Origin of the sequence: Bradyrhizobium cajani (assembly GCF_009759665.1) — a bacterium.
Taxonomy (GTDB): Bacteria; Pseudomonadota; Alphaproteobacteria; order Rhizobiales; family Xanthobacteraceae; genus Bradyrhizobium; species Bradyrhizobium cajani.
In genome coordinates, this window is the sequence record NZ_WQNE01000009.1 from 140,622 (window position 1) to 153,883 (window position 13,262).

Below are 13,262 nucleotides of genomic sequence, written 5' to 3' on the forward strand. Positions count from 1 at the left end.
GATCTGCGCTGCGCTTGTCCGGGACGACGGCGGTGGATGTCGCTAGTTCTTCAGATTGATCATCCGCTCGACCGATCGCCGCGCGCGCACTGCAAGCGCGGGATCGATCGTGACCTCCTCGCCAAGCGTCAGCAGGCTGTCCAGGATGTTGGCGAGCGTGATGCGCTTCATGTGCGGGCAGAGATTGCAGGGACGCAGCATCTCCACGTCGGGCAGCTCGGCGCGGACATTGTCGGCCATCGAGCATTCGGTGATCATGACGAGCCGCCTCGGCCGCCGCTCACGCACCCAGTTGATCATGTGCGCAGTCGAGCCGGTGAAATCGGCCTCCGCCAGCACGTCCGGCGGGCATTCGGGATGCGCAATGATCTGCACCGAGGGATCGCCGTCGCGAAGGCTGCGCAGCTCCTCGCCCGTAAAGCGCTCGTGCACCTCGCAGGCGCCTTTCCAGGCGATGATCTTCACATCGGTCTTCGATGCGACGTAGGTGGCGAGATAGCGGTCGGGCAGGAAGATCACGCTCGGCGCGTTGAGGCTCTCGACCACCTGCACCGCGTTCGACGACGTGCAGCAGATGTCGACCTCGGCTTTCACCTCCGCTGAGGTGTTGACATAGGCGACGACCGGCACGCCGGGAAATTTTTCGCGGAGCAGGCGCACGTCGGCGCCCGTGATGCTGGCGGCCAGCGAGCAGCCGGCGCGCGAGTCGGGGATCAGCACCGTCTTGTCCGGATTGAGCAGTTTCGACGTCTCCGCCATGAAGTGCACGCCGCACTGTACGATCACGTCGGCCTTTACCTTGGTCGCCTCGACCGCGAGCTGAAGCGAGTCGCCGCCGATGTCGGCGACGCAGTGAAAGATCTCGGGCGCCTGGTAGTTGTGCGCGAGGATCACCGCGCCGCGCGCTCTCTTCAGCTCGTTGATCGCCTTGATCGTCGGTGCCATCAGCGGCCATTCGATCGGCGGGATCACGTGCTTCACACGCTCATAGAGCGGCGCAGTGGCCCGCTCGACGTCCGCCGTCCATTGCAGCGACGGCATCGGCAGTGGGGCTGCCGTTCGCGGTGGGACGCGCGGAGAGGTGGTTTGGCCCTGGGGCCGACTGTCAAAATCCTCGGGGCCGTAAATTCCAGTGATCGGCATCGGAGCCTCCGTATGTCAGTTATACTCATTATGAGTATATATGGAGCCTGAGAAATCCGACCCAAAGGCCGGACCAAATCCAGATATGCTCAATATGAGTAGATCAAATATATCACGCCGTGGGGAGAGCTGCTAGGCCCTGCCGCACACGTTCGCGTTAATTTGCGTCTCGCCCCAGGCCTCCTCGAAAACGCAATGCTCCCGCAGCAGCCCTTCGCGGAACGCAATCACTTTTGACTTCCGATTTTCATGCAACTGCATTAAACGGCTGAACCGCGGCTGCCTATTCCGGATCCGCCAACGACAGACGAGGGACACCATGTCGACACAAGCGGGCGAACTCGGTCCGGTCTCGCGTTCCTCCAACTGGCGTACGCCAGCCGTCATCATCCTTTGCGGCTGCGCCATCGGCATGCTGGGCTTCGGCCCGCGCTCGGCGCTCGGCTTCTTCGTCCAGCCGATGAGCCACGAGTTCGCCTGGGGCCGCGACGTGTTCGGCCTCGCGATCGCGGTGCAGAACCTGTTGTGGGGACTGGGGCAGCCCTTCGCCGGCGCGGTCGCCGATCGCTTCGGCCTGTTCCGGGTGATGTGCGTCGGGGCTCTGCTCTACGCCGGTGGCCTGCTCTTGATGCGCTATTCATCGACGCCGCTGTCACTGAACATCGGCGCGGGCGTGATGGTTGGCTTCGGTCTCGCCGGCTGCTCGTTCAATCTGGTGCTGTCGGCATTCAGCAAGCTGTTGCCGGCGGAGAAGCGCGGTCTTGCACTCGGTGCCGGCACCGCCGCGGGATCGTTCGGACAGTTCCTGTTCGCGCCGATCGGCGTCGCGCTGATCGACAATTTCGGCTGGCAGCAGGCGCTCTCCGTGTTCGGCTTCCTGATGCTGCTGATCATCCCGCTGTCGCTGGCGCTGTCGACGCCGCCGGTCGCGAGCACGGCGAACGCGGCGCCTGCGGACGAGCAGACCTTCACCAGGGCGCTCGCGGAAGCCTTTGGCCATCGCTCCTACGTGCTGCTGGTGCTCGGCTTCTTCACCTGCGGCTTCCAGCTCGCTTTCATCACCGTGCATCTGCCGGCTTTCCTGGTCGATCGCGGCATCTCGGCGCAAACCGGCGGCTGGGTGATCGCGGCGATCGGCCTGTTCAATATCATGGGATCGCTGAGCGTCGGCTACCTCCAGAACTATCTGCCCAAGCGCTACATCCTCTCGACCATCTATTTCACCCGCGCGCTCGCGACGCTCGCCTTCATCTCGTTCCCGATCACGCCATTCTCGGCGATCGCGTTCGGTGCGATCTCCGGCCTGACCTGGCTGTCGACGGTGCCGCCGACCTCGGCGCTGGTGGCGCTGATGTTCGGCACGCGCTGGCTTGCGACGCTCTATGGCTTCGCCTTTGTCAGCCATCAGGTCGGCGGTTTCCTCGGCGTCTGGCTCGGGGGCATCGTGTTCGAAAAGTTCGGTTCCTACACACCGATCTGGTGGCTCTCGATCCTGTTCGGCGTGCTCTCCGCGCTGATCAACCTTCCGATCGTGGAGAAACCCGTTACACGGGCGGTTGCGCAGCCTGCCTGATCGGCTAAACATCCCCGACAAACAAGTCAGGGAGTTTTGCCGTGGCCACGTTCAAGGCGATCCGGATCGACAAGGCCGACAAGGGCACCACCGCGCAGCTGGCGCAGTTCGACGAAGCCGAGCTGATGGACGGCGACGTCACCGTCCGCGTGGAATGGTCGACGCTGAACTACAAGGATGGCCTCGCGCTCACCGGCAAGGCGCCGGTGGTGCGTCGCTTCCCGATGATCGCCGGAATCGATTTCGCCGGCACCGTGGAGCAGTCCTCGCATCCGCAGTGGAAGGCGGGCGACAAGGTCGTCTGCACCGGCTGGGGCATGGGCGAGACCCATCTCGGCGCCTATGCCGAGAAGGCGCGGGTGAAGGGCGACTGGCTGGTCGCCCTGCCGCAGGGCCTGTCGGCGCGCGACGCCATGGCGATCGGAACGGCCGGCTTCACCGCAATGCTGTCGGTGCTGGCGCTGGAGAAGCACGGTATCTCGCCCAAGAGCGGCCCCGTGGTGGTGACGGGCGCGGCCGGCGGCGTCGGCTCCGTCGCGACTGCCGTGCTGTCGAAGCTCGGCTACCACGTCATAGCCTCGACCGGCCGCGCCGCGGAGGCGGACTATCTGAAGCACCTGGGCGCAGCCGAGGTCATCGACCGCAGTGAATTGTCGGGGCCGGCAAAGCCGCTCGCCAAGGAGCGATGGGCGGGAGGAGTCGATAGCGTCGGCTCGACCACGCTCGCCAACCTCCTGTCGATGACGAAGTATGGCGGGGCGATCGCCGCGTGCGGCCTGGCAGCCGGCATGGATCTGCCGTCTTCGGTCGCACCTTTCATTTTGCGCGGAGTGTGCCTTCTCGGCATCGATTCCGTGATGTGCCCGATCGAACCGCGGAAAGCTGCCTGGCAGCGCCTGGCGTCCGATCTGGATCGGACGAAACTTGCTGAAATCACTAAGGAAATTTCGCTTTCCGAGGTTTCGGAATGGGGCGCGAAAATCCTGGCCGGCGAGGTCCGCGGCCGCGTCGTGGTGAAAATTGTCTGACGGCGTTCAGACTTTACCAACCAAGCTGCTTCAATGTCGCCATGGTTAGTATGGTAAGCAGCGGGTAAAGAGATCAGGCATTGCCCGCTACTGGGGTGTTCGGAGTAAGAGCATGCTTGCGCGTTTAGTGTTGGGGGCCGTCACGGCGGCAGCGGCGATCGTGCCAGCCGTCGCAGGAAGCATGAATGCCGATGAGGCGCGCCGCTTCGTTGCCGGCAAGGTGTTCGCCTTCACCTGCTTCGATGGCACCCGCGGCGCAGGTCGTATCCTCGACGATCTCGGCGCCGCCGGCGCGGTGCAGTTCTCGGGCGCTGGCCCGGTCCGTCATCTCCGACTGCCCGGCAACACGCTCCAGATTCGCGGCCAGAACGTCTGCGCCTCGATCAAGGGCATTCCGTTCGAGCCCTGCTTCAACCTGGAAAAGACCGACGATCGCAGCTTCCGCGGTTCGGTGTCGGGCATGGGCTTCGCCTATTGCGACTTCCACCACCAGGGCGGCAACCAGATGCTGATGGCGCGCGCCGTCGCGCGTCCGCGCTCGCTGCGCGGTTCGGAGCGTACCGGTTCGGTCGGCCCGTCCAACACCGAAGTCGCCGCGCGCGTCGAGACGCCCCGCGTCGAGAGCGGCCGGCTCGAGCCGGTGCGGTCGGAAGCCAAGTCGGAGCCCGCAAAGGTCGAGGCCCCGCTCGAACTGCGCCGCTCGACCCAGTGAACCGGCTGCGCGGGACCGCCCGCGCACTTTGTCGTTGAAGACACCCGTCGATCACGAAGCCGCCGCGCCGTAGTCATACGGAGGGCGGCTTTCATGCGTTGGTAGCTGTTCGCGTCCCAGTTTGCGCACGGCCGGGGGACGCGGCCCTGCAAGGGTTCAACGATGTCGCTGTACTTCTTCCGCATCAGCTCCGGCCGGTATTCCGGAGCCGCCGATCAGCCCTACGAGTTCGAGGATCGCGCCGCGGCCTGGACCGAGATGACCGAGGTCTGCGCCAACCTGCTCGGAGGCATCGCCCGCGGCCTGAAGCCGAATGCCGAGTGGCGCATGGAGCTGCTCGACGAGAACAAGAATCCCGTCTTCCGTGTCAGCCTCCTCGGCGAGACCGTGAGCTGACACCGCCACGAACGACGAGCGGGCGTTAACGAACGCGAGGCCTGCAAATCCGCGAATCCCGGTTTCGCTGCGCGTCATAAGTGTGGAAAATCCGCCGATTTGAGCAACGTTCACCGTAGTTCTACCCAGGCCGCGGTGCCTTGCGCTTAACGTTAATGAGGAACCTCGCAGGCTAGCCTCCCGGGCAGTTCACGCGCTTCGTCGCGGCAATGCGTATCCGGGATAATTTCGATGTCGTTCATTCAGAACCTGCGAATCGGCACCAAGCTCGCCATCACCTCCGTGCTGACCATCGCCCTCGTCGCGCTGATGATCTTCCTCCAGATGAGCGGCGGCGCCGAGGTCCGGAGGCTTGCCAATTCAGCATCGGAACAGCAGGCGATCGCGCAGAACGCCGCGGAAGCGAAAGCCTCGGTGCGCGGGATGCAGATCGGCATTCGCGACATCCTGACCTCGTCCTCGCCGGCGGAGATGCAGAAGGCCGCCACCTATTTCAACGACCGACAGACGGCGGCCCTGAAATTCTCCGGCGAAATGGCAAGGCTCTCGCATTCGCCGGACAACGACAAACGGATCGACCGCCTGACCGCGCTGATCGGCAATTTCCAGAAGGGCGAGCAGCAGATCGAGGGAATCCGCAAGCAGGGGTTCGCGCTCGAATCGAACAAGGACGGCGAAGCGGCGACGCAATCCGCGAAGCTGGCGGCCGAGGTCGACCGCATCCGCAAGGAGATGCTGGCGCCGATCAACGAAGAGATTTCGGACCTCACCAACGAGATCACGAATTTCGCCAAGCAGAAGAGCGCGGAGGCGCGCGCCGCGGCGGAAGCGGAGGCTGCGTCCGTTGCGCGGACGTCATTGATCGCCGGCGTGCTGGTCGCGCTCGTCCTGATCGGCGCCTGCGTGTTCTCGATCTTCAGCATTGCCCGTCCCATGCGCGCGCTGACTGCCGCGATGGATAAGCTCGCCGGCGGCGACTTTGCCGTGGTGCTGCCGGGCCTCGGCCGCACCGACGAGGTCGGCGGCGTTGCCGCGGCCGTCGAGAAGTTCAGGCTCGTATCCGAGCAGAAGGCGCACGCGGAAGCGGAAGCCAGGGTCCGGCAGGATCAGATCGCGGCCGAGCAGCGCAAGGCCGAGATGCGCAGGCTCGCCGACAGCTTCGAAGGCGCGGTCGGCGAGATCGTCGGCACGGTGTCGTCGGCTTCGACCGAGCTCGAAGCATCGGCCACCACGCTGACCTCGACCGCCGAGCGCACGCAGCAGCTCACCACCGTGGTCGCGGCAGCGTCGGAGGAAGCCTCCACAAACGTGCAGTCGGTGGCATCGGCAACGGAGGAGCTGTCCTCCTCGATCACCGAGATCAGCCGTCAGGTGCAGGAATCCGCGCGCGTGGCGAGCGAGGCCGTCGGCCAGGCCCGCACCACGACCGAGCGCGTCAGCGAGTTGTCCAAGGCGGCGACGCGGATCGGCGACGTCGTCGAGCTGATCAACACCATCGCGGGCCAGACCAATCTGCTGGCGCTCAACGCCACCATCGAGGCCGCGCGCGCAGGCGAAGCCGGCAAGGGATTTGCGGTCGTCGCCTCCGAGGTGAAGGCGCTCGCCGAGCAGACCGCGAAGGCGACCGGCGAGATCGGTCAGCAGATCTCCAGCATCCAGGCGGCGACGCAGGAATCGGTAGGCGCCATCAAGGACATCAGCGACACCATCGAGAAACTCTCGGAGATCTCCTCGACCATCGCGGCGGCCGTGGAGGAGCAGGGCGCGGCCACGCACGAAATCTCCCGCAATGTGCAGCAGGCCGCGCACGGCACGCATCAGGTCTCGTCCAACGTCGCCGACGTGCAGCGCGGGGCGAGCGAGACCGGATCGGCGTCGTCGCAGGTGCTGTCCGCCGCACAGATGCTGTCCGGCGACAGCAGTCGCCTCAAGCTCGAGGTCGGCAGGTTCCTCGAGACGGTGCGGGCGGCGTGACCGGACTTGCGGTGCGCGGGTGTGCGGCGCCTGAAGATTGCCGCGTGGCCGCAACGGATGGTTGCAGAGAAAATAACGCCGCCAGGGGCCAGGTCGGTAGTTTTACTAGGTTCCTGTTAACGCCTGTTTGCGACTATCGGCGCATCTTACCGGACAAGAACCAGCCAGCATTGATGAACTGACCTCCGCCCGTCGTGTCGTGACGATTGCGGCGCAGGTGACTTGCGCGTTGTCAGGTATCGTCGGGATTTGTCGTGATGTCGAAGTTGTCGATCGTCTTCAAGCTTCTGACCGTGTTGTCGGTCCTCGTGCTCTCGCTCGCCGGCGTCGGCGTGACGGCGATCGGCACGATGCAGAATATCAATGCCCACACCGTCGAGATCGCGCAGAGCTGGCTGCCGAGCGTGCGTGCGCTCGGTTCGATGCGCGCCGACATCAACGAGCTGCGCGTCGCACTTCGCCTGCACCTGATGCAGGAGACCGCCGAGGGCAAGGAGGCCGCCGAGAAGCGCCTCGCCTCGTTGCGCGAGCGCATCGAGAAGACGCGCAAGATCTACGAGCCGCTGATCACGTCCACCGAGGAGCGCTCGCTCTACCAGCAATGGACCGCGGCGTGGGCCGACTATCTGAACGGCGTCCAGGAGGTGATGGCGCTGTCGCGCAAGGGCGTCGGCCGCTTCCCGACCGACGCCAACGAGCTGTTGCAGACCAAGGTCGCGAAGATGGCCCAGGCCGCCGATCCCCTGCTCCAGAAGGGCATCGAGATGAACAACCAGGGTGCCGAGCTGGAGACGAAGCAGGCCGCCGACAGCTATGCCACGATCTTCCGCGTGCTGGTCGGCATCATCGTGCTTTCGGTCGTGATCGCGATCGGCGCGGCCTATTATCTCGTGCGCGACGTTTCCCGCGGGATTGCCTCGATCATCCGCCCGATGCAGGCGCTCGGCGAGGGCGACCTCTCGGCCGAGGTGCCGCATCGCGGCGAGAGGACCGAGATCGGTTCGATGGCGGATGCGCTCCAGATCTTCAAGGAGGCGCTGATCGCCAAGAAGGCCGCCGACGAGGTGGCCGCGCGCGACGCCGAGGCCAAGATCGAGCGCGGCCGCCGCGTCGATGCCATTACCCGCAAGTTCGAAGCCATGATCGGAGAGGTCGTCGGCACCGTCTCCTCGGCCTCGACCGAGCTCGAGGCGTCGGCGACGACGCTGAGCGGCACTGCACGGCGCGGCCAGGAACTCGCGACGGTCGTCGCGGCGGCGTCCGAGGAAGCCTCCACCAACGTCCAGGCGGTGGCCTCAGCCTCGGAGGAGCTGTCGTCATCCATCACCGAGATCAGCCGCCGCGTGCAGGATTCGGCGCGGATGGCCGCCGAAGCGGTCGAGCAGGCGGCGCGGACCAACGAGCGCGTCAACGCGCTCTCGCAGGCCGCCGCGCGCATCGGCGACGTCGTCGAGCTCATCAACACGATCGCGGGCCAGACCAACCTGCTGGCGCTGAACGCGACCATCGAGGCGGCACGCGCCGGCGAAGCGGGCCGCGGCTTTGCCGTCGTGGCCTCCGAGGTCAAGGCACTGGCGGAGCAGACCGCGAAGGCGACCGGCGAGATCGGTGCGCAGGTCTCGGGCATCCAGGCTGCGACGCAGGAGTCCGTCAGCGCCATCCAGGAGATCGGCGGCACCATCGAGCGGCTGTCCGAGGTGTCCTCGGCAATCGCCGCCGCGGTCGAGCAGCAGGGCGCCGCCACGCAGGAAATCTCCCGCAACGTGCAGCAGGCCGCGCTCGGCACCCAGGAGGTCTCGTCCAACATCACCGACGTGCAGCGCGGGGCGATCGAAACCGGCTCGGCCTCGACGCAGGTGCTGTCGGCGGCGAAATCGCTCGCGAGCGACAGTACCCACCTCAAGGTCGAGGTCGCGCAATTCCTGGAATCGGTTCGCGCGGCCTGATCCTCAACCGCTCGTCTGCGGAGCCGGCGGCGCGGCCTGCCGCCGGAACAGGATGCGCTGGTAGAGCCAGCCGATCGCGACCAGCACGATGCCGAGGCACATGAATGACAGCGCACGGTACACGCCCGTCAGCGTCGACATGTCGATGACGAAGGCCTTCAGGATCGTCAGGGCGATGACGACGGCCGAGGCCAGCCGCGCGCGCTCCGAATTGACGAGAATGCCGACGCCGAGCAGCACCACGCCGAAGCCGAGCCAGCCGATCGAATAGGTGTATTGCTCCGCGCCCGTGGTGCCGCCGTAGAACAGGACCGGGCCGTGATAGAAGCGGCGGATCTCCAGCGTCACGTAGGCGAGGGCGAACACCAGAGCCCCGCCCGCAATCGTGTTGGCGTAGGCGACAGGGCGATGCCCCGCGACCGCATAGGACAGCAACAGCATCAGCACCGCCGGCAATGCGTAGCCGAGCAGCAGCAGGTTGAAAATCAGACCGCCGACATTGACGCTGGAGAGCAGCAACGGATTCTCCAGGATCAAGAGGCCGAACACGCTGATGAGCCCGGCGATCGCGGTGAGCGCGACCGCGCCGACATTATGCACGATGCTGCGGCTCCGCAGCCGTAGGCGTTCCAGCCCGATCGCCATCGCGAGCGTGACGCAGACTTGCAGCGCGAATTCGAGCAGCGAGGGCGGCGAGGACATGCGGCCGCCGGTCGCAAAGTGGCGGATCTCCATGAAGGCGAGCAGCGCGGTGAACAGGATCGCCGCCGTCTCGACCATGCGCAGCGGCGCGTCGTCGCCGCGGCGGCGCAGGAAGATGCTTGCCGCCCAGAACGAGGCCGCCGGCAGGCCGTAGCCCCACAGCAGCCAGTTGAAGATCGGCGTGGTGCCGACGGCATCGCCGACGATGCGCGGATCATAGGCGATGCGCGCGGTGACGATGCCGGCAAAGATGGCGGCGAGCCAGCGCAGGAACGGGATCGGCCGCTGCATCGAGATCCAGGCGGTGCCGAGCGACATCAGCGCCAGTGCAATGGTGAGCCAGCCCTTCTCCAGCGCGAAGGTCAGTGCCAGCGCCAGCGCGCCGAGCGTGCCGGTCGCGAACAGCGCGGTGGAGATCGCAAGACCCGACCGGGTCTCGCGGCGCGTGAGCGCCTCGGTCGCAGCACCGAAGGCCGCGGCGAGCAAGACCGCGAGGATCGCGAACGGGATCGAGCGGTCGAGATGGGCGATGCGCGCATAGAGGGCGACGAGGATCGCAATCGGCGTCGCGACCGCCGTCGCCGACCATACCACCGGGATGATCGCCGAACTCGAACGGCCCTGCGCGAGGAAGCCGGCAATGCCGAAGCCGGCGGCGAAGATCGCGGCCATGACCAGATGCAGCGTCACGGAGCTGTCGATCGCGGTTGGCCCAACGCCGGGCAGGGGCCCGCCCGGCAGCACCAGCATGTCCGGATTGGCGCGCACCGCCCATTCGGCGAACACGATGAAGACGGTCGCCGCGGCCGCGCCCAGCGCACCCGTGGCCGCCGGTGCACGCCATGCGACGAGCAGCGTCCCGCCGACCAGAAGCGTGAACGCGATGAGTGCCAGATCGGCATGTGCGCTCGAGAGCACGATCAGCATCGCGCCGAACAGATAGGCGCCGAGCGAGCTCGACGACACCGGCTCGATCTCGCCATCCTCGATGGTCGGGCCGAACATGAAGCCGCAGACGACGAGCAGTGCGGCAAGCACAAAACCCGCGATCACATGGAAGGTGTGCGGTGCGACCTGCAATTCGCCGGTATCGAGACCCGGGAAGACCCACAGCACGGCGAAGACGATGGTCGTCACCGCGAGCCAGCGCCACAGCCGGATGCGGGCCAGACCGAAGCTCGCGGCGGTGACGATCGCCAGATAGATGTAGAGCGCCCAATAGTCCGGCTTGGCACTGGAGACGAGGACGGGCGTGATGAAGGCGCCGACGACGCCCAGGCCTGCGAGCGCGGGTCCATGCAGGAGCGCAGCGGCGAGCGTGCCCATCGCAACGATGCCAAGCAGCACGAAGGCCGTGGCGGGAACGAGGAAGCCGTAAAGCGCATAGGCCGCATAGATGGTCGCGAACGCCACCGCCGTGCCGGCCGCGGTGAGGATCGCGGGGATGTTGGCGATCGGCAGCGCCTGGATGTTGGAAATGCTCTCCTTGCGCCGCGTCCATTCGCCGGCACCGAGCAGCGCCAGCGCGAACAGGCCGCCGAGGAACACGCGCACGCCGGGGCCGACGAGGCCGGCCTCGATCGAATAACGCACCATGAAGAATCCGCCGAGCGCGAGCGCAAGGCCGCCGATCCACACGACCCAGCGGGTGCCGAGGCGCTCCTCGAAGCCGGGTGCCGGTGCGGGCAGCGGAGGCGGTGCATCGGCCGCCTCGGTGCTCGATTCGAGCGGAGGCGGTGAGGCAGCTTCGGTGACGAGCGCAGGCGGGACCTCGGCTTCGGGCACAAGCGACGGCGGCTCGGCGGCGGCTGTTGCAGGCGCCTCCGCTTGCACCTGCGCGGGCAGCGGCGGCGGCTGCACCGGCCGCTGCGCGTAAAACATCTCTTCGAGCGAGCTCAGCCGTCGGCGCAGCTCGGCCGCCTGGCTGGAGGCCTTGATCGCAATCAGGAAGGCGATGATCGCAATGATCAGCGCAAAGACGTCAAACGGGCCGTCGAGCATGAAGCCTCCAGGCAACCGGCTGGCAGGGGCCGGTCACGCAAATCCCAGGGTCTTGGTCTTGAGCATGATCTTCTCGGAAAACCGCGACGCACTTTTCCGGATCATGCTCTAGCGCCGAGAGCGCACGCGCAAGCCCGGCGCGGGCCGCTCCTGGAGCACGTCACGGCGGAAGCGGTAGAGCGCCGCCGGCCGTCCGCCCGTCTGTGTCGACATCACGCCGGTCGGTTCGACCAGGGCTTCCGTTTCGACCAGGCGGCGGAAATTCTGTTTGTGCAGGTGCCGGCCGGAGATGGCCTCCACCGTGTACTGCAATTCCGTGAGTGTGAATTCGGCGGGCAAAAGTTCAAAGACAACAGGACGATACTTCAGTTTTGCGCGCAATCGCGCGATTGCGGTGGCGAGAATCCGGCGGTGATCGAACCGCATCGAGGTGCCGAGCGCAGGAAGGGCCTTGCGCGCCAATGCCGCAGGGCGGCCGTCGCGCCGGGCCTCCTCGATCAGCCCGGCCTCGTACAGCAGCTCGTAGCGGTCGAGCACGCGCTCCTCGTCCCAGGGCGCGCCGTCGAGGCCGAAATGGAAGCGCACGCGATCTTTCCGTGGCAATGCGCGCGTCGTCTCCGGCGGCTCCTGCTCGGCCCAATCGGTCAGTGCCGGAATGATGTCGCGTGCGATGATCGCGGGGGGCTCCTCGCGCCAGTCTTCCCAGGGGAAGAAGCGATACCACGGCTCGAAGCTCGCGCCGGTCGCCGCGAGCTCGCCGCTGGCGGCACGCGTCAGCGCGAGATAGCCGATCGACACGGTGTGCGCGCCGGTGTCGGCGGCCTCGGCATGACGGCCGCGATCGCCGAACGTATAGAGTTGCTCGACATAGCCGAGCCGCAGGCCGGCCTGTGCCTCGACCCAGGCGCGCAGGCCGATCTCGAAGGTGCGGTGGCTCAGCGCATCGAACGGGCCGAACGGCAGGCCGGCGAGCCCGTCGCTGCCGTGTGCCGTGAGGATCAGCGGTTCATGGTCATCGATCGCCACGATCGCGGCGGTCAGGCCGATCTCGATCGGCGTCAGCTGCGTGTCACTCATGCGGTGACGATCGCAGCTGCTGCGAGAAAGACTTGCCGGCGGCAGCCTCGCCGCACCTCTCCCGCTTGCGGGAGAGGTCGACGCGCTCGGAGAGCGCGGCGGGTGAGGGCTCCCGCCTCATTCGAGCTCGATCATGAAGGGACGACCCTCGACCATCATTGCGCCCGGTCCCATCTCGTCGAGTGCGCGCAGCATGCGGCCCTCGCGCCCCAGCGCGCGGTCGGCGAGGCCGACGATGCGGCGGTTCGGCGAGGCGATCGGAGACGCTGCGCGAATCTTCCTGGCGATCTCGATCTCGTCGCGATGCGGATTGAGCGCGCAGGCAGCGGCGAACGCGCTTGCCGTCGAGCGGCTGATGCCGGCATAGCAGTGCACGACCAGCGGCGCGCTGCGGTCCCAGCTGCGCACGAAATTCAGCACCTGATCGATATGCCTCTCCGAGGGCGCGACGAACCCGTCGATCTCTTCGGTGATGTCGTCCATCGCGACCTTGAGATGGTTGGCCGGCAGCACCGACACCGGCCGCGCCACCTGCTCGACATTGGCCATCACCGTCAGCACATGGCTGGCCTTGGTGAGGCGGACGGTTTCGGGAAGGGCGGCGAGGGAACAGACGTGGATCATGACGGACCTTTTTGCCGCTGATTATAGCGAGCACTCGTAGGGTGGGCAAAGCGAACCCTCACTGTCGTCCCGGACAAGCGAAGCGC

The 13,262-nt window shown here is 66.3% G+C and carries 10 protein-coding genes; 6 read left to right on the forward strand and 4 right to left on the reverse strand.

Annotated features, from left to right (window positions below; all coding sequences use genetic code 11):
* Window positions 1-42 precede the first annotated feature (42 nt).
* Window positions 43-1,143 carry a quinolinate synthase NadA gene (gene nadA, locus GPL20_RS13915; protein WP_157330041.1) on the reverse strand — a complete coding sequence of 367 codons (1,101 nt, stop codon included), beginning with the start codon at window positions 1,141-1,143 and terminating at the stop codon, window positions 43-45.
* A 319-nt stretch (window positions 1,144-1,462) separates the two neighbouring features.
* Between nadA and GPL20_RS13920 the strand changes: the two genes are divergently transcribed.
* The 6 genes from GPL20_RS13920 (at window position 1,463) to GPL20_RS13945 (ending at window position 8,772) form a co-directional block, all read left to right on the forward strand.
* Window positions 1,463-2,716 (forward strand): MFS transporter, encoded by a 1,254-nt coding sequence (locus tag GPL20_RS13920; RefSeq protein ID WP_157330042.1) that lies wholly within the window; start codon window positions 1,463-1,465, stop codon window positions 2,714-2,716.
* Between the two features lie 41 nt (window positions 2,717-2,757).
* A complete protein-coding gene (gene acuI / locus GPL20_RS13925) occupies window positions 2,758-3,744 on the forward strand; it encodes an acrylyl-CoA reductase (NADPH) (protein WP_254126459.1) in 987 nt (328 codons plus the stop codon).
* A 112-nt stretch (window positions 3,745-3,856) separates the two neighbouring features.
* Window positions 3,857-4,456 carry a hypothetical protein gene (locus GPL20_RS13930; protein WP_157330043.1) on the forward strand — a complete coding sequence of 200 codons (600 nt, stop codon included), beginning with the start codon at window positions 3,857-3,859 and terminating at the stop codon, window positions 4,454-4,456.
* A gap of 162 nt (window positions 4,457-4,618) precedes the next feature.
* The gene (locus tag GPL20_RS13935; RefSeq protein WP_157330044.1) at window positions 4,619-4,852 is read left to right on the forward strand and encodes a DUF6894 family protein; all 234 of its coding nucleotides are present in this window, start codon (window positions 4,619-4,621) and stop codon (window positions 4,850-4,852) included.
* Window positions 4,853-5,083: 231 nt separating this feature from the next.
* Window positions 5,084-6,826 (forward strand): methyl-accepting chemotaxis protein, encoded by a 1,743-nt coding sequence (locus GPL20_RS13940; RefSeq protein ID WP_157330045.1) that lies wholly within the window; start codon window positions 5,084-5,086, stop codon window positions 6,824-6,826.
* Between the two features lie 257 nt (window positions 6,827-7,083).
* Window positions 7,084-8,772 carry a methyl-accepting chemotaxis protein gene (locus tag GPL20_RS13945; protein WP_157330046.1) on the forward strand — a complete coding sequence of 563 codons (1,689 nt, stop codon included), beginning with the start codon at window positions 7,084-7,086 and terminating at the stop codon, window positions 8,770-8,772.
* 3 nt (window positions 8,773-8,775) lie between these two features.
* On the opposite strand, the gene GPL20_RS13950 is transcribed toward GPL20_RS13945, so the two are convergent.
* The 3 genes from GPL20_RS13950 to GPL20_RS13960 all read right to left on the reverse strand — a co-directional run bounded on the left by GPL20_RS13950 (window position 8,776) and on the right by GPL20_RS13960 (window position 13,176).
* A complete protein-coding gene (locus tag GPL20_RS13950; RefSeq protein WP_157330047.1) occupies window positions 8,776-11,475 on the reverse strand; it encodes a DUF2339 domain-containing protein in 2,700 nt (899 codons plus the stop codon).
* A 108-nt stretch (window positions 11,476-11,583) separates the two neighbouring features.
* Complete coding sequence (locus tag GPL20_RS13955) at window positions 11,584-12,552, reverse strand: NUDIX hydrolase (RefSeq protein WP_157330048.1); 969 nt, start codon at window positions 12,550-12,552, stop codon at window positions 11,584-11,586.
* Window positions 12,553-12,669: 117 nt separating this feature from the next.
* Window positions 12,670-13,176: a tyrosine phosphatase family protein gene (locus GPL20_RS13960; RefSeq protein ID WP_157330049.1), complete on the reverse strand. Its 507-nt coding sequence runs from the start codon at window positions 13,174-13,176 to the stop codon at window positions 12,670-12,672.
* Between the last annotated feature and the right edge of the window lie 86 nt (window positions 13,177-13,262).

What these genes read in the sequence shown, in the direction of transcription:
- nadA (WP_157330041.1), bottom strand. Translation starts at nt 1,143, where the DNA reads ATGCCGATCACTGGAATTTACGGCCCCGAGGATTTTGACAGTCGGCCC.
- GPL20_RS13920 (WP_157330042.1), top strand. Translation starts at nt 1,463, where the DNA reads ATGTCGACACAAGCGGGCGAACTCGGTCCGGTCTCGCGTTCCTCCAAC.
- GPL20_RS13930 (WP_157330043.1), top strand. Translation starts at nt 3,857, where the DNA reads ATGCTTGCGCGTTTAGTGTTGGGGGCCGTCACGGCGGCAGCGGCGATC.
- GPL20_RS13935 (WP_157330044.1), top strand. Translation starts at nt 4,619, where the DNA reads ATGTCGCTGTACTTCTTCCGCATCAGCTCCGGCCGGTATTCCGGAGCC.
- GPL20_RS13940 (WP_157330045.1), top strand. Translation starts at nt 5,084, where the DNA reads ATGTCGTTCATTCAGAACCTGCGAATCGGCACCAAGCTCGCCATCACC.
- GPL20_RS13945 (WP_157330046.1), top strand. Translation starts at nt 7,084, where the DNA reads ATGTCGAAGTTGTCGATCGTCTTCAAGCTTCTGACCGTGTTGTCGGTC.
- GPL20_RS13950 (WP_157330047.1), bottom strand. Translation starts at nt 11,475, where the DNA reads ATGCTCGACGGCCCGTTTGACGTCTTTGCGCTGATCATTGCGATCATC.
- GPL20_RS13955 (WP_157330048.1), bottom strand. Translation starts at nt 12,552, where the DNA reads ATGAGTGACACGCAGCTGACGCCGATCGAGATCGGCCTGACCGCCGCG.
- GPL20_RS13960 (WP_157330049.1), bottom strand. Translation starts at nt 13,176, where the DNA reads ATGATCCACGTCTGTTCCCTCGCCGCCCTTCCCGAAACCGTCCGCCTC.